Genomic DNA, 18,944 nt, shown 5'->3' with positions numbered 1-18,944 from the left:
AAATTAAAGTCCGGATTTACGCGACACGTTATGCACCGTGCCATCACCAACATTGATCCCTAATTTGGCAACAATTTTCCTGGCAATGATTTCGATATCAAATGCCGCCGCTGATGAAGGGCTAAAGTCAAAAATCGACTTTTGCGAAGCGTTGGCTTCGCAGACGCTTTCATCACGGTGAATAATGCCCAACAGCCGATCGCCCAGGCGTTCTTCAAGGAAAGCCGTCACATCACGGCTGATCTGACGGCGGGTGTCGCTCTGATTGATAACGAAAAAGTGGCCGTGGTTAGGGTTGAGTTCACCGCCGGTCAGGCGCTGGTTTTCAATATGCGGAAGCAGAGACATTGATGCCGTATCGGCCAGTAATGTGACCAGATGCAGGTCGGCAAAAGGCGTAATCGCTTTCAGCGCCGCTGACGGGCCGGGAGGAAAGTCAGCGACAATCACCAGTCCCGGATAATTCAGCAGCGTGCCCAGACCGCGCGCCAGAAAATGTTCGTCGCTGGCCAGATTTTTTTCAAAGGTCAGCCGCTGTTCTTCGGTGACATCGCCATAGGGGAGGACAAAAATATTGCCACCGGCGGTCAGCACATCCTGGCCCCAGTCGTAAGATTCTGCGGATTTCGCGACATAGCCCCGCTCGTCGGAAAGGGGTACGCCAAAATGCAGGCGCAGCGCGTTCTGCATATCAAAATCAATGGCCAGAACCTTGCTCCCCGAGCGCGCCAGCGCATAGGTCAGGTTCGCCGCAAGGGTTGTTTTCCCTACGCCCCCTTTGGGTGAACACACACAGATCAACGGCATGAAGCAATCCTTTCTAACAGTGATTTGAGAGGCAACGTCTTCTCTTCATTGGTTTTCTCGTCCGGAGCAGGTGGCTCGGCGGTTTTCGGCGCAAACAGACGGGAATAATTCACCGCCTCAGGCGGTGGCGTGACCACGCGCGGCCGGGCAACCGGTTGTGCCGTTGGCGGCTCCGGTTGCTGATGGGCAACGGGCGCTTCAGACCCGGCGACCGGCGGCGGGCTGGCGAAGGTTTTCGCAATGGAAACGGAAGATGCTGGGGTGTCGTCCTTCAGCGGCGCAGGCGCAACGGTCGCAGATTCCGGTTGCGCGGGGGTCGGCGGCAGCATAGCCACGCTTTGCATCAGCGGCGGCAGGTTGTGTGGCTGAGGCGTGACCGTTTGCACCGGCGAGGCTTGCGGCGTGCTAAAAATATGTGCTGCCACGGTTTTCGGCACCGGTGACGAGACGTGTCCACCCATAGCCAGACCGGGTTCTTGCCGGGTCGGCGATAATTGATTGATGAGCGCCCAGTCCCCCCGCTCCTCGGCAGATGACTGCGCAGATAAATCTTTATAGTTTTCTAATTGCGACCGGGTTTTATCCTTAAACCGCTGCAAATCATCATAATGGTTCATCGCTAACACCATGACTTAAAAACATTAATTGATTCCCGCTTCTCTTATGACGCATCCATTCATCTACAGCATAGATTACTTTGCTGTTTTAGGAATACTTCGCACGCTAAAAGTCTTACTGATAATATAATTAATATGCGCAATCATTTTTTAGATATCAGTACGTTAATGAGGTGCACCATTATCATATTAGCCGTAGCGCTGGCAAATTTCTCCCATTAAAACGGGCGTTATATCTAATAGATAATGCGTATTTTAATAAGGGGCGCTATAAGACTTTGCTTAGCAAGCTAGTAATAATGGCTGGCAAAGCAAAAAGATTTATCGGCACTGTGCGTAATTTGCTTAAGCCGGAATAGCCGCCTTGCCGGGTGGCGCTGCGCTTATCCGGCCTACAAATTCTTTGTTATCAGTTACCTGAAAAAAATACTAACGACCGGGCGCAATACCGTAGGCCCGTGCAAGCGAAGCGCCGCCGGGCAAAGTGGCACAGAGCCTGAGCCGGAGTGGCTGTCTGTTAGACAGATGGCTCTAATACCCTAACCAATATGTTGCAACAGACGCAGCCGATGATGATAGCATGCCAGTACAGACTGGATGTGCTCCGGCGGCATAAATGAAGACGAATACGTCTTTTCCACTGCCACTGATTCTTTACGCAGATCGGCGTACAGCTTATCGAGTAATCTCGTCGTTAATCCCATCGCACTGCCCAGCAGTAAAAAATCTTGCCCCGTATATTCCCCCCAGACAGAATCAAAGCCAGGGGCCAGTTCATGTCCCCCCTCTTCCTGTGTCAGTAACGGCAGCGCCAGATAACCTGACAGCCAGGCTTGGGGATACGGCGCAACAGAGACAAAATCATAGATGGGTGCGAGCGTCGGAGTGATATCTGCATACAACAGGCCGAAATTTCGCAAATGCATATCGTTATTGCCCAACAGCCATGCATATACAATACGGCGAAACAGATCGATTCTGAAAGCAAGGTTATCGTTAACATGCGCAATCAAAAAACGCGCTATCGTTTCATAGCTGACGTACTGTTCGCCATCATTTCCTGTCTTACCATACTTTTCCATAATCCCCATTGCTCCATCCAGTTGTTCCTGATGAATGGGCTGCCCGGCAACATCGCGATCAAAACGACGGATGACAAAGGCGTACTCAACGTCGTCGTCGGTGTTTTCAGGAGTAAAACTGACCAGTCCGTGTGGCGGTACATTGAAACCAAGACGCGACATTAACGACATCGTCGCATGTTCATTTTCTGCCAGGCCGGGAAAATCAGCGGGTGAGGGTTTGAGAATATAGTCGCCCTGATGTGACACGACATTAAAGACACCTTCCGTTAGCACCATTTGCAATTTAGGTTGATAGCCGGAAATACTCATGCCACGTTGCTCAAGGGGCAGTTCCTGAACAAACTGATTTCGGCTAAACGCCAGGCGCGGGAGCAGTAAAGTGCCGTTACCGAGACGTTTAAGTCCCTGGGCAGAATATCCATTTCGGGCATCCCCCTCGTTTAGCGGGGTTAATAATATGCGGCAGCGTTCCATTACTCCTCCAGCGGCAAAATCTGCACGGCTCCCAGCAAATTTTTACCATTCTCAATCAGCATACCCAATTGATCGTGTTCATCGCGCTTCTGTAGGTGACTGTAGCGTTGTCGCAGCCATCCCTCCGGTGCCAGCGAGGCAAAATAGGGATGTAGTCGCTGGCTCAAAAATTCACGTTGTTGAACGGGCAGGCTCAGAGAAAGCGATGGCCCCTGGTAATGGGGGTAATAACGGAATAAAAAGCCTTGTTCACTTTCCGTTAACTCCCCTACAGCTTGGCCGTAAAGCAAAATTTTTACGCGACGGTGCATAGTTTCATTCCCAGCGCTTTTGCGACGGTAAGAACACTGCCGAATTTTACCTGTTCGGGATCTTTAAATAATCTTTTTAACGTTGAGGTAGAAATATTGGTTTGTAGTTCAAGAGTATAAAGATCGATACCCAGCGCCTTACGGCGTTCATTCAACTGCTCGCCAAGTGCAGAAGGACTACCGATGAACAGCGGCTCCGCTTTTGTGGTCAACCGCGCAGTCATCGCCATCTTCTTCTGTAGGGTATTCAGGCGATCGCTCAGAAAGGCTAACTCTTCAGAAAGCTCTCGCGAATTTTCGTAAAACATGGATACCCCTCCAGTGCTGCCTCGTGACGCGGGCAGTCTTCAGTCTCAGATATGGCCTTTTAAAGATGATAAAATATAAAATAGCTCAAAAATGAGCTATTAACAATATTTAGGTGCCATAAAAGAGCTATAAAGGATAAAGACAAGGGGAGAGGTTCATATTTGACTGGAGACCAGCAACCAGCTGGTCTCCTGATTAACGTTACACCCCTGGCTTTTCGCCATTCACGTCCTGATCGACGGCAAAGCAGGCTACCAGTTGACCATTGTACTCTTTAAGCTGCGGCTGCAACTGAGTGCAGGGGCCGAATCGGCGACGGCAGCGGGCGTTAAAGGCACACCCCGGCGGCGGATTCAGCGGGCTGGGCAGCTCGCCGGTCAGCTTGATACGCTCGCGGCGATCGTCCGGGTTCAGGCGTGGCGTGGCAGAAAGTAGCGCCTGGGTGTACGGATGCAGCGGATTAGAGAAAATCTGATCCTTGGTTCCTTTCTCCACGCAGCGGCCCAGATACATCACCATCACTTCATCGGCGATATGCTCGACCACCGACAGATCGTGCGAGATAAAGACGTAGGAAAGCCCTAAATCCTGCTGCAAATCCATCATCAGGTTCAGCACCTGCGCGCGCACCGAGACGTCCAGCGCGGAGACCGGCTCATCGGCAATCACCACGTCCGGATCGAGCATCAGACCGCGGGCGATAGCAATACGCTGACGCTGACCACCGGAGAACATATGCGGATAGCGATCGTAATGCTCAGTTTTAAGCCCCACCTTCGCCATCATCGCCAGCGCTTTTTCACGGCGTTCAGCTTTGCTCAGTTCACTGTTGATCAGCAGCGGCTCTTCCAGAATCTGCCCGACTTTTTTACGCGGGTTTAGCGAACCGTAGGGGTTCTGGAAAACGATCTGAATTTTCTGCCGGCGCAGCTTCTGCGCATGTGGATCGTGCTTGAGCAGATCCTGCCCCTGAAAATAGAGTTCGCCACCGGTAGGCGTTTCAATCATTGTCAGCAGGCGGCCAAGCGTGGACTTCCCGCAGCCGGATTCCCCGACCACCGCCAGCGTTTTGCCGCGCTCCAGGTTAAATGACACGCCATCCAGCGCTTTTACCAGACGTTCCGGCGCAAACAGCCCCTTCTTCACCGGGTAATGTTTTTTCAGGTCGATAGCCTGCAACAGCGGCTGTTGCAGGGTGGCCTCTTGCGTACTCATAGTGTGGGCCTCCCGGCATCATCGAGTGGGTAGTGACATTTAGACTGACGACCGTTATCGACGGTATTCAGCGCGGGTTCTTCCGCGCGACAGCGATCGGTCGCATACGGACAGCGCGGGTTCAGCAGGCAGCCGTTGGGACGATCGTATTTCCCCGGCACCACGCCCGGTAGCGACGCCAGCCGCGCTTTATCCTGAGCGAACTCGGGCAGCGCACGCAGCAGCGCCTGGGTATACGGATGGCGCGGCGCGCGGAAAATCTCTGTTGCCGCGCCAGTCTCTACTACCTGGCCTGCATACATCACGATAATTTTATGCGCAGCTTCCGCCACCAGCGCCAGATCGTGCGTAATCAGGATCAGCGCCATGTTCTCTTTCTGCTGAAGTTCCAGCAGCAGTTCAATGATCTGCGCCTGAATGGTAACGTCCAGCGCCGTTGTCGGCTCATCCGCAATCAGCAGTTTTGGCCGACAGGCGATTGCCATCGCGATCATTACGCGCTGACTCATCCCCCCGGAAAGCTGGTGCGGATAAACATCAAGGCGCGAGGCCGGATCGGGAATACCCACCAGGTTTAGCAGATCGATGGCCCGCTGACGCCGGGTTCTCTTGTTTCCCCCTGATGCACCTTAATCGCTTCCATAATCTGAAAACCGACGGTGTAGCACGGGTTGAGGCTGGTCATCGGATCCTGGAAAATCATTGCCACTTCGGAACCGACCAGACTACGGCGTGCTTTCTCAGAAATACGCTTCAGATCCTGGCCGTTGAATTCCAGATTTTCCGCCATCACGCGGCCGGGGTAATCAATCAGCCCCATGATCGCCAGCGAGCTGACCGATTTACCGGAGCCGGATTCACCAACAATGCCGACCACTTCGCCCTGATTCACGCTATAACTGACGCGATCCACGGCGCGGAACGGCGCATCTTCGTCACCGAAGTGCACCGATAATTTATCTACATTTAATAACGCCATCTCGAACCTCTTACTGCTTCAGTTTGGGATCGAGCGCGTCACGCAGACCGTCACCCATCAGGTTAAATGCCAGCACCGTCAGCAGGATCGCCAGACCAGGGAAGGTCACGACCCACCAGGCGCTTTGTGCGAACTGCAACACGTCGGAGAGCATAGTGCCCCACTCCGGTGTCGGCGGTTGCGCACCCATGCCAAGGAAGCCAAGGGCGGCCATATCGAGAATGGCGTTAGAGAAGCCGAGCGACGCCTGAACGATCAGCGGCGCAAGACAGTTAGGAAGAATGTTAACGAACATCTGGCGCAGCGCGCCTGCGCCCGCCACGCGCGAGGCGGTAACGTAATCGCGGTTCACTTCAACCAGGACGGCTGCACGCGTCAGACGCACGTAGTGCGGCAGCGCCACGAAGGTCAATGCCAGCGAGGCATTAACTATTGACGGTCCGAAGATCGCCACCAGTACCAGCGCCAGCAGCAGGCTCGGCAGCGCCAGCATGATATCGACGATACGCATGATAATGTTGTCGATAATGCCGCCGAAGTAGCCCGCCACCAGACCCAGCACCACGCCCATGATCAGCGACAGTACCACTACCAGACAGCCGACCAGCAGCGACAGGCGCGCGCCGTACATCAGGCGCGAGAGGGTATCGCGACCCACATCATCGGTACCGAGGATATGCGTCCAGCTTCCCCCATCCTGCCATACCGGCGGAGCCAGCAGCGCTTCGCGGAACTGATCCGCCGGGTTATGCGGCGCAACGAAATTGGCGAAAATGGCAATGAGTACCACGATTACGACGTAAGCCAGGCCGACGACCGCGCCTTTATTGCGCTTGAAGTAGTGCCAGAACTCCTGGAGCGGCGTCATCGGTACAGGTGCGGCGATAACTTTATTTTCAGTAACTTGTGACATGACGGCCCCTTACTTCTTATGACGAATACGCGGGTTCACCACGCCGTACAGCAAATCGACCAGCAGGTTGACGAGAATAATCATCGTCGCCACCAGCAGTACGCCACCCTGCACCACCGGATAATCGCGGCGTTGCAGAGCATCGATCAGCCAGCGTCCCAGGCCCGGCCAGGAGAAGATGGTTTCCGTCAGGATCGCCCCTGCCAGCATCGTCCCGACCTGCAAACCGATAACGGTGACCACCGGGAGCATCGCGTTACGCAGGGCGTGAACGATGATGACGCGCATCCGCGTTAAGCCTTTGGCGCGCGCGGTACGGATATAATCTTCACCCAGCACTTCCAGCATGGCGGAGCGCGTCATACGCACGATCACCGCCAGCGGAATTGTGCCCAGCACCATTGCAGGCAGAACCATATGCGCCAGCGCATCAATGAAGTTGCCCTCTTCGCCCCAGATGGCCGTGTCGATCAGCATAAAGCCGGTTAGCGGGTTGGAGTCGTCAAGGAACACCATATCGCTGACCCTTCCTGAGACCGGCGTCAGGTTCCACTGGACGGAAACCAGCATGATCAGCATCATGCCCCACCAGAAGATCGGCATGGAATAGCCAGTCAGCGCGAGGCCGACCGCGGTATGGTCGAAAATAGAGCCACGCTTAACGGCGGCCAGCACGCCCACGGGAATGCCCACGGAAACGGCGAAAATCATTGCGCAGACGCCGAGTTCAAGCGTCGCTTTAAAACGCGGCACAAACTCTTCCCACACCGGGAGACGGCTTTTCAGCGAGATGCCCAAATCACCGTGCATCACGCCCCAAATATAGTTGAGATACTGCTGCCACAGCGGCTTATTCAGGCCGAGTTCAGCCAGTAACTGCGCATGGCGCTCAGGGGAAATACCACGCTCACCAGCCATGATCATCACCGGATCGCCGGGGATCATATGGACAAAGGCAAAGGTGAGAAGGGTAATACCGATAAACGTCGGGATCACAAGTCCCAGACGTCGGAGGATGAACTGCAACATAACCCGGATTCTCTGTAATGACGTCTCACCTGGAGATCAGACGTCTGTATTGCTCACAAATCTCATTCCCTTTTACGGGAATAAAGCACTACTGCCGGGTGGCGCTACGCTTACCCGGCCTACCCTCGCAGGTCCGTGTAAGCGCAGCGCCGCCCCTTTGACATTTTAATTATTCGACAGACACGTTCTCGAAGTGGTGTTTACCCAGCGGATCAACAACATAGCCTTTAACTTCTTTACGCACCGGCTCATATACGGTGGAGTGAGCGACGATCAGGGCAGGTGCCTGCTCGTTCATCACTACCTGAGCCTGTTTGTAAAGCTCAATACGTTTGTTGTGATCTTCGGTCGCGCGCGCCGGTTGGATCAGGTCTTCAAACGGCTTGTAGCACCATTTGGAGTAGTTCGACCCCTGTTTTGCCGCATCGCAGCTGAACAGCGTGGCGAAGAAGTTATCCGGATCCCCGTTGTCGCCGGTCCAGCCCATCATTACGGTCTGATGCTCGCCGGATTTCGCACGTTTCAGGTACTCGCCCCACTCATAAGTGACGATTTTCGCCTGCACGCCGACTTTCGCCCAGTCCGCCTGAATCATCTCCGCCATACGGCGCGCGTTCGGGTTGTACGGACGCTGTACCGGCATAGCCCACAGATCGATGCTAAAGCCTTTTTCCATACCGGCTTCTTTCAGCAGCGCTTTGGCTTTCTCCGGATCGTAGGTGTAATCCTTAACGTCGTCGTTATAGCTCCACATGGTCGGCGGGATCAGGTTTTTCGCCGCTACACCCGCGCCCTGGTATACCGCTTTGATGATCGCTTCTTTGTTGACCGCATAGTTCAGCGCCTGACGCACTTTCACGTTATCCAGCGGTTTTTTCTCAACGTTGTAGGAGAGATAGCCCACGTTCAGGCCCGCCTGCTCCATCAGGTTGATATTTTTATCCTGCTTCATACGCGCGATGTCGGCCGGATTAGGATACGGCATCACCTGGCACTCGTTTTTCTGCAATTTCGCGTAACGCACAGAGGCGTCAGGCGTGATGGAGAAAACCAGACGGTCGATCTGCGGCTTGGTGCCCCAGAAGCCCGGGAAGGCTTTATACAGAATGCGCGAGTCTTTCTGATACTGCTGGAGCTGGAACGGACCGGTACCGATTGGGTTCAGGTCAACTTTATCCGGCGTGCCCGCTTTCAGCATGTTGTCAGCGTATTCTTTAGAAAGAATAGATGCGAAGTCCATCGCCAGATCCGCCAGGAACGGCGCTTCCGGACGGGTCAGCACGAACTGAACGGTATTATCGTCGACTTTTTTAATTTCGCTGATTAACTCCGGCAGGCCCATGCCTTCGAAGTATTCATAGCTGCCGCCAGAGATTTTGTGGTACGGGTTGCTTTCGTTTTTCTGACGATCGAACGAGAACACAACGTCATCAGCATTGAACTCACGCGTCGGTTTGAAATCTTTGTTGTCCTGCCATTTCACGCCTTTGCGCAGATGGAAGGTATAGGTTTTGCCATCTTCACTGACTTCCCATTTCTCAGCCAGACCAGGGATGACTTCAGTGGTGCCGATTTTGAATTCGACCAGACGGTTATAAATCGGTACAGAGCTGGCATCGTAAGTGGTACCAGAGGTGAAAAGCTGCGGGTTAAAGCCTTCAGGAGAACCTTCTGAACAATACACCAGCGTTTTCGCCTGAACGCTTGCTGCGACAGTCATAGCCACCAGGCTCAAACCAAGCTTCAGCATCCCTGACTTCTTCAAGGAAATACTCATTCTTCTGCTCCAATGTGATGGGTGTTGTGTTTACCCCTGCAACGGGGCCATACCGCCAGCCTTTATTTATAATTTCACCGGTCTGGTCAGTAGCAATGAGGGTGGGAGAATCCGTGCAATCGATTGACTGAGTAGCAGTACAGATCGTCCGTGAAATGCCCCTCATGGCCTACAATCTGTCAACAGAATGTCAAAACGTCAATACAGGTAACCGGGATTTACATCAGGGATGAGAATTAACAAACAAAGATTAAAAAAAGTTCAAGCCACCATTTCCAGCAGGGAAAATTATGCTAAGGCCTCTGACGCAGAGGATTGTTCTGGTTATTTTCAGTAACGCAGATGTTAACTTTTAAACATATTAAGAAAAATTTCTTGCAAAATGGCGAATATATGAGCGATTAATACCGCGAACGTTAAAACGCACAGCGGAAAATGCTGGCTTTATCCATAAGCAACGCGAAAAAAGGTTGATGCATATATAAAAAATTACAATGGATTATGTCACAAAATCGGGAGGCGGCAGTGGGAGTCACGGGTGAATTGTGATAACTGATAGAGATATTGTTATGGGAAGGTTGGAAAAAGGTTTCTTGAGTTGATTGGATGAAGGAGTTTCTCATCCTCATAAGCTTCAGATGCAAAAAAGCCTGCTCAAGAGCAGGCTTTTCAAATTTGGTCGGTGATAGAGGATTCGAACCTCCGACCCCTTCGTCCCGAACGAAGTGCGCTACCAGGCTGCGCCAATCACCGAATGCGGGGCGCATCTTACTGCGCGGCCAGATGCCCGTCAATCCCTTAGCTAAAAAAAGCCAGCCGATCGGCGAGAAACTCGCCGGACCGCTTATTTCTTAGCTGTTGAGGGTAAACGACACCAGTTATTGTTCTCATTAATCCCGCCATCCGGCGAGGTATACCCCAGGCAACCCATGATGGTATCGAACAATTCGATATGATGGCGCGGCACTTTCATCTGCGCCTGGGTCTTCATCTTCGTCATTGCCTGCGCATGATCCGGGTTCTCCAGATACTTATCGGACATCCAGACCATCATCGGCACGCGGAACTGCTCTGGCGGAGCCATATTGCGCGGGGTGCCGTGCAAATGCTCTTTCTCATTGATCGACTCGCCGTGATCGGCAGCATAGAAAACAATCGCCTTCTTATCCCGGACCTGGTCGATCACTTTGCTGATAAAGTAATCCACATAGCTGACCGAGTTATCAAAGGAATTGATCATCTGCGCTTTGGTACAGCCGCCGTCAACGCCCATACACTCCGGCGTCCACTGTGCGAAGCTGCGCGGGTAGCGCTGGGTATAGTTAAAGTGCGAACCTTTGGTATGCAGAATAATCAGGTGCTTGCCTTCGGCATTGTCCTGTAGCGAGCGCTGCATCTCATCGACCAGCAGCATGTCATCTACCGGCTTACCGCGATTACGCGGTTCGGCACCGATTTGCTCGCGATAGGAAATATTGTCCGCCATCGTGTTGCTGTAGAACCACATTTCACTTTGCATCGCGTACAGGTCTGAACTGAAACCTAACTGTTTCAGCACCGCAAAAACGTTCTGCTCTTTCAGCGTCCGCTGTGGGTTAGTGTCTGCACCACCTTCTCGCACAAACATGCAGCGCAGGGAGAGTTTGGTGGCGGTATCGCAGGAGTAACCGCGAAACGCCGCCAGGTTTTTCTCCTGAGACAATCGCGGCGTGGTGTTACGCTCGTAGCCGAAAAGACCCATATGATCCCAGCGGGTCGTTTCACCAATGATGAACACCACGTAAGTATCATCCAGATCTTTCGGCGCTTGCCAGGTGAATTTCTTCGCCGGGTTGATCAGCGACTTATTATCCGAAGATTCATCCACCTGCGCCCAGGCATACAGCCCCAGCGCGGAGAGCCAGTTTGATGGCAGATAAGAGTTAGCTACCACGCCACCGTAGCTGGGTAAATCAATCCCCGTCTGGTGCTCAACTTTCTTCTGCTGAATATCCAGCAGACGAATGGGTCCCCAGACCAGCAATCCGGCGACGACAACCGCTGCGACACTGCCTATGCGCTGGCCCGGCGTGCGTAGCTGGCGCATTAGCGTATAAGGGCTGCGATTACTCCAGATGAAAATCAGCGGCACGATGCTCACAAAGAACATCCATAGCAGGAAATGTAGCCCCACCACTTCTTTAGAAAGATCGATGTCGGTGGTCATCACCGAGGCAATAATGCCGTAACCAATGACAACATTAAGGAAGGTCATGTAGTAGCTGGCCCCGGCTGAGCACAGCACCAGCAGCGTGACCAGAATGCGCCAGACGCGGCGACCGAGTAGCGACAGGATACGAAGCAGGAAGAAGGTCACAAGCACAGTGGCAACCAGCTCAACAGCCGCAGCGAATCCTTTCCAGATGGTAAAATTCTGCGCGTAACTGTCAAAACGACGGACAAAAACCGCGCAATTCATAAACAGGCCGATATAGATGGCCAGCAGGAGGCTCAGCGTTTGCTGAGACATCGCTTTAATATATTTCATGCAAACAACCCTGGGAAAAGGGACTTATAAATCAGCCGTCACCCGCGTGATGGCTAAACAAAGCGCGTAATCTCTGTTATTAGACATGGCTAAGCGCGGCTAAGTAGACCACAGGGAAAAGGAAAAGTGTCCAGGAGAAATGTGATCTGACCAATTATTTACAAAAATAGTTGGTCAGATCAGGGAGATAGGTTAGCAGACTAAGTAAACGGTTCTATTAATACCATCAATATGTGGCGTGGGCTTCATGGTAAATTTCGCGCTGCGGCTGACGAATGGTGGTTGAGAGCGCCAGCGACAGGATCAGCAGGGCAAAGATGACGCAGAAGGTGACATAAAAGCCGCCGAACAGCGAGGCAATAATCGACCCGCAGATACTACCGATCCCGAAGCCTAAATAGATCACCCCATAGTTTTTCGCCAGGTTGTTGAGGCCGAAGAACTCGCTGACCAGCGACGGGAAAACGGTAATGGTGCCGCCGAAGTTAAAGGCCACGCAGGCGATGGCGGCAAAGAAAGTCATCTCGTTGAGGGGCGCGAATAGCAGCGCTGCCATCCCGACCAGGGAAATTACCTGACCTATCGTGATGACCCGGATGCGGGCGATTTTATCGGACAGAATGCCCAGCACCAGACGGCCGCTCAGGTTAGCGATAGAAATGACCGTTACCGCGTTAGCGGCGGTGGCAACATCCAGTCGGACCATGCCCTGAGCGATATCTTTCGCCACGCCAATCACGTACAGGCCGCTCATGCAGGCAGTGAGGAACATCACGGCCAACATCCAGTACTGGGGTTTACGCATCGATTCCGCGAGGGTGAAGTCATTTTCCACCGCGCCGTTAACGGCTTTCACGCTTTGTTGCGGCGCATCTTTCATCAGGGTGGAACCGGCGACGATCATCACCAGTACAATCGCTCCCCAAATCATAAAGGTTTTTTCGAGGCCGACCGTTGCAAGAAGATGGCTGTCGATAAATTTGAAACCGAGGCTACCCAGACCGTAGGAGCCAATGGCCAGCGCGGAGATCACCCCTTTACGCTCCGGGAACCATTTCACGCAGTTGGAGAGCGTTAACAGGTAGCCCGCGCCATCCGCCAGCCCCACCAGCAGGCCCGCGCTGAGCCACAGCATCAGCAGATTGCTGGAGTGAGCGGTCAGGAAAAAACCGACGCCGAGCATGATCCCGGAGGCCATTGTGACGCGTTTCACGCCAAAACGTTCCTGAAGTTTACCGGCAACGGATGACGAGAGCGCCAGGCCAAGGCTTAACAGACCAAACGAAAATGCAACCTGGCTTACCGGCTCATCAAGTTTGCTGGAGAGCGCGCCGTTAAACAGGCTCCAGGTATAGACCGATCCCAGCGCAAATTGGGTGATGATAGTGCCGAATAGCGTTAACCAGCGGGTACGATTGTAGGTTGATGTGTTCATGGCATGTGTCCAGGTCATCAAAATTGAAGGATTTCACTGCCATCAACGATAGCGAAATCCCTTTAATGCCTGGGGGAAAATGGCATGAAGTGCAGCAGGGACGGAATGAATTGCATGGAATGCAGAATGAATGGCATTGCATGCAGGTTATGCGGGGTGAAAGGTTGGTGATGTTGGGCAGGTCGGGGTCCGGCACCGCGGCCATACATGCCCGGTGGCGCTGCGCTTACCGGGCCTACGCGTTGGGCGAAGAGTTATTCCGGGGAAGGTGCCGGAGAGGGTTTTGGACGAACGTTTATTCCGGCGACAATGCCGGAGAGGGTTTTGGACGAACGGTTATTCCGGCGACAATGCCGGAGGGAGTTTTGTAGGCCGGGCAAACGCAGTGCCGCCCGGCAGGCTTGCCCAACGTCGCCCCGTCAGAATCGTGCGCTAACCCCCATCGTATACAAATAGTTCGCCCCGACGTTGGTGTTTTCCGCCTGAGAAAGCGCCGCATAGGCCGCCAGATGCTGATTCAACAGCATATCCGCACCCACGGTGACATCCAGCCAGTTGCCTTCCTGATCAAACGCGCTCATGCGATTAAGCCCGGACTGCGACTTCCAGAGGTTGTCGCCAAACTGCTGGTTATAGCTAATTTGCGCCCAGGGACGCAGATCGCCAAAGCGTGAATCCACTCGCCAGCCGAGCGAACTAACGCTGGCGTGCCATAACGGGTCCAGCCCCTGATTCACCACGCTGTCACCGAACTCGTTATAAACAGAATAAGAAGACCCATCATAATGCCATGCGGCGACCGGCCCGGTGGTGACGTTCTCGCGCAACGCGATATTCCAGCCAAGACTCATTGAGCTGGTCGCATCCAGCGGCGTGCTGTCCGGCAGATTTACCGCCAGACCGGGTACATTTTGCGCCGAGTTGATCCGCTCGGCGAGGATGTCATTGTAATTAGGTTGGTGATCGTTATCCCATGTATAACGTTCAGTCGTATTACTTTGCTGGTCATCAACGATATATTCCTGTTGCCAGGCTTTTGCTGTGTCCATCCAGAGCAGACAAACAGACATAGCTGCCAGGAGCGTCATGCCCCGGCGACCACTGCGCTTTTTTATTATCATCAAAGCGACTCCTGGAAAGAGCCGAATTCGGCGATTTTTTTTGATTATGCTTGCGGGAAAAAGGACTCCATGTCATTCGAGTTGAACGAACATATACACCGATCTGCAACTTGAAAGAGAATGAGCTTAACCCTGTATTAAATATTGTCTTTTTAACAGACACGTCAAGCCCGCTGGCTGATATATTTTTGTAAAAAATGCGAAGGGAGAAGACCATGCAACGTTGCGGTTGGGTAAGTCAGGATCCGCTGTACATCACCTATCACGACAGTGAATGGGGCATACCGCAAACCGACGGTAAAAAACTGTTTGAAATGATCTGTCTGGAAGGACAACAGGCCGGTTTGTCATGGATTACGGTCCTGAAAAAGCGAGAAAATTATCGCCAGAATTTTTATCACTTCGACCCTGAGCGCGTCGCCGCCATGCAGGAATCGGACGTTGAAAGGCTGATGCTGGATGCCGGGATCATCCGCCATCGCGGGAAAATCGAGGCCATTATCGCCAACGCTCGTGCGTACCTTGAGATGGAAAAGAAGGGCGAGCCGTTCGCAGAATTCGTCTGGTCATTTGTCGATCATCAACCGCAAATCCGCCACGCCGCTACCCTCGGCGAGATCCCGGTTTCCACCCCCGCTTCCGATGCGCTGGCAAAGGCGTTAAAAAAACGCGGCTTTAAGTTTGTCGGCACCACCATTTGCTATTCGTTTATGCAGGCCTGCGGTCTGGTGAACGACCATATCACAGGCTGTTTTTGTCATCCGGGAGGCCAGCATGATCCGCGCCTGGCACAATAAAGACACCACTAAGCTGCTGAATCTGTGGCTGGAGAGCACGCGCTACGGCCATCCGTTTATTAACGAACGCTACTGGTATGAAAGCGAAGCTATCGTTCGCGACGTCTATTTACCCGCCGCGCAAACCTGGGTGTGGGAGGAGAAAGGCATACCGGGTGGTTTTGTCAGCGTAATGGAACAGCGGTTTGTTGGCGCGCTGTTTGTCTCCCCGGCGCTTATTGGCAGAGGTATTGGAAGAGCGCTGCTGCAACACGTGCAGCAGCGCTTTCCGATACTGAGTCTTGAGGTCTATCAGAAAAATATGCGGGCGGTGAATTTCTACCATGCTCAGGGCTTTCGCATTGAGGACAGCGCCTGGCAGGAGGAAACCCAGCACCCGACGTGGATCATGAGTTGGGCGGTGGATCGAATGCCGTCAGCGTGAGTGCCGGGCCAGTATATTTTTCGACCCATGCCAGCGCCGTATTGCCCGCACAGCCATTCCCCAGTCGCGAGCTGGGGAGATCTTTGGTCAGCACGTTTACCGCGCCGTTTTTACAGATCCCTCCAGCCATGGGGTCAAGATCCGGCCAGCCGCCTTCGTGAATGCAAAGCACGCCGGGCCGGATGCCGTCGGTGATCACCGCGCCCGCCAGCACCTGTCCACGCTGATTCCATACCCGCACTACGTCTCCCTCCTGAATACCGCGCGCGGCGGCGTCCTGCGGATGCAGCGTAATCGGCTCACGACCGGCAACGGCGTACTGCTCGCGAAGCCGCGAGTAGCTCAACTGACTGTGCAAACGGTGCGCCGGATGCGCCGACAGCACCTGTAACTGCTCAGGCCCGGCATTGCCGTGCCACTCGTCCGGCTCCAGCCACATCGGATGCGGCGGACAGTCGGCGTAGTGAAAACTGGCAATGCGTGCGGAATAGATTTCAATTTTCCCGCTGGCCGTTTTTAACGGATACGCCTGCGGATCGCGCCGGAAGTCGGCAAAGCGGACGAACTGCGCATTCTGCTCGCTCTCCGGCATCTCAATCAACTGATTGGCCTGCCAGAAGGACTCGAACGGCGGAAGCGTCACCTGCTGGCTGGCTCCCCGCTGCGCCGCGATGTTATAGAAGGTTTCCAGCCACTGTAGATCGCTTTTTCCTTCGGTAAAACGCTCGCGACCGCCCCGCTCCCAGCGCTCGCTGAGATCGGCAAACACCTCATAGTCATCACGGGCTTCATCTCGCGGCGTCACCACTTGTTTCATCGGCACCAGATGCTGGTTACTGTAATCGCCGGTCATGGTCAGATCGTTACGCTCAAACGAGGTGGTGGCAGGCAGGACGATATCGGCATGTTTGGCCGCCGCCGTCCAGTAGCATTCAGAAATCACCACCAGCTCCGGCTTTTGCCAGGCGCGAATTAAACGGTTGGTATCCTGATGATGGGTAAAGTTGGCACCGCCTGCCCACCAGACAAAACGAATATCCGGAAAATGACGGTCCATCCCATTATGCTGATACGGCGCGCCGGGGTTTTCCAGCGCCTCTACAATCCGCGCTACCGGGATTTTATCTACCGCATCGGTACCGCCCTGTACACTGCCCTGCATCGATGCCAGCACCGCCGCGCGCCGCGTCGGGTTGCCGCCGTTGGCAAAATGGTATGAAAGACCGAACCCGCCGCCCGGCGTACCGATCTGTCCCAGCATGGCGGCCAGCGTCACCAGCATCCAGTGCTTTTGTTCGCCGAACTGCTGGCGCTGCATCCCCCAGCCGCCCATTAACATCGTGGTATGATGATGGAATAAATGCGCCAGTTCGCGGATTTTCGCTGCAGGAATGCCGCAAATCTCCGCCGCCCATTCCGCAGTTTTCGCCGTACCGTCGCGCTCTCCGGTCAGATAAGCGGCGAAGATAGCGTAGCCTTCAGTACAGCGGGCCAGGAAGTCGTTGTCTTGCCAGCCGTTTTCCACCAGCGTATGCGCAATGCCGAGCATTAACGCCACGTCCGTGCCCATATGAGGCGCGATCCACTCGGCACCATCGCCGAGGAAATCCACCGTTTCAGATCGCATCGGATCGATGCAGATCAGCCGCTTACCGCTTTTACGCAGCGCGTCAAAATAGGGAATGCCCTGCTCATCCGAGGCATTCCACGCGATCTTGAGCGTATTCAGCGGGTTGGCGCTCCACAGCACCACCACGTCGCTGTGTTCCAGCACCAGCGGCCAGCTGGTCTGCTGCTGGTAGACTTCATTACCGCCGACCACGTAAGGCATGATCGCCTGCGCCGCGCCGGTAGAATAATCGCCCAGATGCCCGGTATAACCGCCCGCCAGGCTCATATAACGCTGAAGCAGCGTCGCCGCTTTATGCAGCACGCCGTTTGAGCGCCAGCCATAGGAACCAGCGAAAATGGAGGCCGGGCCGTAACTGTCCCGGATGCGCCGATGCTGAGCATGGATCAGATCCAGCGCCTCGTCCCAGCTCACGCGGACAAATTCATCCTGCCCACGCACGCCCTGAGGGCTATCCGGCGAGGTCAGAAAGCCTTTGCGCACCATCGGGAAACGCACCCGCGTTTTACTGTGCACCTGATCGCGCACGGCGGTTTGTAACGAGTTTTCAAAAGGGGTGGAGAGTGCGCCACGGGAAGAAAATACCGTTTCGCCATCGGTCTCGACCAGCATGGGTCCCCAGTGGGCCGCTGTAAGTACCGTTTTTTTCGCTGATGGGATTGCCAAAACGCGCTCCTGAGTCGTCGATGCAGGTGTGACGGCGTTTGTCGCCGTTCAATGTTGTTTACAAAATTCGGAGTTGTCCCCGGAATTTTTTCCATATTCTCACGCCATAATCAACCGTCACGCCTGCTGAGGCAAAGAATAAAAAGGATTAAGGAAATAAGATGAAAAAACGCGTATTGGTTATCGCTGCCCTGGTCAGTGGCACGCTGGCCGTTTCTGGCTGTACGACTAACCCTTATACCGGCGAACGCGAAGCGGGCAAATCCGGCGTTGGTGCGGGTGTAGGTACTCTGGTTGGCGCAGGTATCGGCGCACTCTCCTCATCGAAAAAAGATCGCGGTAAAGGCGCACTGATTGGTGCCGCTGCTGGTGCAGCGCTGGGGGGCGGCGTCGGCTATTATATGGACGTCCAGGAAGCGAAACTGCGCGAGAAAATGCAGGGAACCGGCGTGAGCGTGACGCGAAATGGCGATAACATCACGTTAAATATGCCGAGCAATGTGACCTTCGATAGCAGCAGCGCAACGCTGAAACCTGCCGGGGCCAATACCCTGACCGGCGTGGCGATGGTGCTGAAAGAGTATCCGAAAACCGCCGTTAATATTGTGGGCTATACCGACAGCACGGGTGGCCAGGATCTGAATATGCGCCTGTCAAAACAGCGGGCCGATTCAGTGGGCAGCTCGCTCATCACGCAGGGCGTGGACGCCAGCCGCATTCGTACCTCCGGTATGGGTCCCGCCAATCCGGTTGCCAGCAACAGCACCGAAGAAGGCAAGGCGCAGAACCGTCGTGTAGAAATTACGCTAAGCCCGCTCCAGTAATAAT

16 protein-coding genes, 1 tRNA gene and 1 pseudogene are annotated in these 18,944 nt (G+C 54.1%); 3 read left to right on the top strand and 15 right to left on the bottom strand.

Going from position 1 to position 18,944, the window contains the following annotated elements:
- Nucleotides 1–3: 3 nt before the first annotated feature.
- From bcsQ to ACMGGS_RS07670, 14 genes and pseudogenes are all read right to left on the bottom strand, one after another.
- Entirely contained in the window at nucleotides 4–807 is an 804-nt protein-coding gene (bcsQ, locus tag ACMGGS_RS07735) for a cellulose biosynthesis protein BcsQ (RefSeq protein WP_414165645.1), read from the bottom strand.
- Complete coding sequence (locus ACMGGS_RS07730) at nucleotides 798–1,424, bottom strand: cellulose biosynthesis protein BcsO (RefSeq protein ID WP_414165644.1); 627 nt, start codon at nucleotides 1,422–1,424, stop codon at nucleotides 798–800. Before ACMGGS_RS07730 ends, bcsQ begins: the two co-directional genes overlap by 10 nt.
- 539 nt (nucleotides 1,425–1,963) lie before the next feature.
- A complete protein-coding gene (locus ACMGGS_RS07725) occupies nucleotides 1,964–2,983 on the bottom strand; it encodes a type II toxin-antitoxin system HipA family toxin (RefSeq protein WP_414165643.1) in 1,020 nt (339 codons plus the stop codon).
- Nucleotides 2,983–3,294, bottom strand: a complete 312-nt coding sequence (locus ACMGGS_RS07720) for a HipA N-terminal domain-containing protein (protein ID WP_414165642.1) — start codon at nucleotides 3,292–3,294, stop codon at nucleotides 2,983–2,985. Before ACMGGS_RS07720 ends, ACMGGS_RS07725 begins: the two co-directional genes overlap by 1 nt.
- Nucleotides 3,279–3,602, bottom strand: a complete 324-nt coding sequence (locus ACMGGS_RS07715) for a helix-turn-helix domain-containing protein (RefSeq protein WP_194207496.1) — start codon at nucleotides 3,600–3,602, stop codon at nucleotides 3,279–3,281. The genes ACMGGS_RS07720 and ACMGGS_RS07715 overlap by 16 nt, the downstream gene beginning before the upstream one ends.
- Before the next feature lie 202 nt (nucleotides 3,603–3,804).
- Nucleotides 3,805–4,818, bottom strand: a complete 1,014-nt coding sequence (dppF, locus tag ACMGGS_RS07710) for a dipeptide ABC transporter ATP-binding subunit DppF (protein WP_414165641.1) — start codon at nucleotides 4,816–4,818, stop codon at nucleotides 3,805–3,807.
- Nucleotides 4,815–5,797: pseudogene (gene dppD / locus ACMGGS_RS07705) on the bottom strand (dipeptide ABC transporter ATP-binding protein). Before dppD ends, dppF begins: the two are co-directional and overlap by 4 nt.
- A gap of 10 nt (nucleotides 5,798–5,807) precedes the next feature.
- Nucleotides 5,808–6,710 (bottom strand): dipeptide ABC transporter permease DppC, encoded by a 903-nt coding sequence (gene dppC, locus ACMGGS_RS07700; protein WP_176920111.1) that lies wholly within the window; start codon nucleotides 6,708–6,710, stop codon nucleotides 5,808–5,810.
- A 9-nt stretch (nucleotides 6,711–6,719) separates the two neighbouring features.
- Nucleotides 6,720–7,739: a dipeptide ABC transporter permease DppB gene (gene dppB / locus ACMGGS_RS07695; protein WP_414165640.1), complete on the bottom strand. Its 1,020-nt coding sequence runs from the start codon at nucleotides 7,737–7,739 to the stop codon at nucleotides 6,720–6,722.
- A 169-nt stretch (nucleotides 7,740–7,908) separates the two neighbouring features.
- A complete protein-coding gene (gene dppA, locus ACMGGS_RS07690) occupies nucleotides 7,909–9,516 on the bottom strand; it encodes a dipeptide ABC transporter periplasmic-binding protein DppA (protein ID WP_276161320.1) in 1,608 nt (535 codons plus the stop codon).
- 676 nt (nucleotides 9,517–10,192) lie between these two features.
- Nucleotides 10,193–10,269: transfer RNA gene (locus ACMGGS_RS07685), tRNA-Pro, on the bottom strand.
- 91 nt (nucleotides 10,270–10,360) lie between these two features.
- Entirely contained in the window at nucleotides 10,361–12,043 is a 1,683-nt protein-coding gene (gene eptB / locus ACMGGS_RS07680; protein WP_414165639.1) for a kdo(2)-lipid A phosphoethanolamine 7''-transferase, read from the bottom strand.
- Nucleotides 12,044–12,269: 226 nt separating this feature from the next.
- Nucleotides 12,270–13,478, bottom strand: coding sequence for an oxalate/formate antiport family MFS transporter (locus ACMGGS_RS07675; protein ID WP_176920108.1), 1,209 nt, complete (start codon nucleotides 13,476–13,478; stop codon nucleotides 12,270–12,272).
- 419 nt (nucleotides 13,479–13,897) lie between these two features.
- Nucleotides 13,898–14,599 (bottom strand): autotransporter domain-containing protein, encoded by a 702-nt coding sequence (locus ACMGGS_RS07670; RefSeq protein WP_414165638.1) that lies wholly within the window; start codon nucleotides 14,597–14,599, stop codon nucleotides 13,898–13,900.
- Nucleotides 14,600–14,814: 215 nt separating this feature from the next.
- On the opposite strand from ACMGGS_RS07670, the gene tag reads away from it, so the two are divergent.
- The gene (tag, locus tag ACMGGS_RS07665; protein ID WP_414165637.1) at nucleotides 14,815–15,396 is read left to right on the top strand and encodes a DNA-3-methyladenine glycosylase I; all 582 of its coding nucleotides are present in this window, start codon (nucleotides 14,815–14,817) and stop codon (nucleotides 15,394–15,396) included.
- On the top strand, nucleotides 15,374–15,820 hold the full coding sequence (locus ACMGGS_RS07660) for an N-acetyltransferase (RefSeq protein ID WP_414165636.1): 447 nt from the start codon (nucleotides 15,374–15,376) through the stop codon (nucleotides 15,818–15,820). Before tag ends, ACMGGS_RS07660 begins: the two co-directional genes overlap by 23 nt.
- On the opposite strand, the gene ACMGGS_RS07655 is transcribed toward ACMGGS_RS07660, so the two are convergent.
- Nucleotides 15,783–18,116, bottom strand: coding sequence for a molybdopterin guanine dinucleotide-containing S/N-oxide reductase (locus ACMGGS_RS07655; RefSeq protein WP_414165635.1), 2,334 nt, complete (start codon nucleotides 18,114–18,116; stop codon nucleotides 15,783–15,785). The genes ACMGGS_RS07660 and ACMGGS_RS07655 overlap by 38 nt on opposite strands.
- Before the next feature lie 161 nt (nucleotides 18,117–18,277).
- On the opposite strand from ACMGGS_RS07655, the gene ACMGGS_RS07650 reads away from it, so the two are divergent.
- The gene (locus ACMGGS_RS07650) at nucleotides 18,278–18,940 is read left to right on the top strand and encodes an OmpA family lipoprotein (RefSeq protein WP_194207507.1); all 663 of its coding nucleotides are present in this window, start codon (nucleotides 18,278–18,280) and stop codon (nucleotides 18,938–18,940) included.
- The last annotated feature ends 4 nt before the right edge of the window (nucleotides 18,941–18,944 follow it).

The sequence above is a fragment of the Superficieibacter sp. BNK-5 genome (genome assembly GCF_047456055.1).
Taxonomy (GTDB): Bacteria; Pseudomonadota; Gammaproteobacteria; order Enterobacterales; family Enterobacteriaceae; genus Superficieibacter.
Note: the sequence above shows the minus strand (reverse complement) of the source record. Positions and strands in the feature narration are given on the sequence as shown.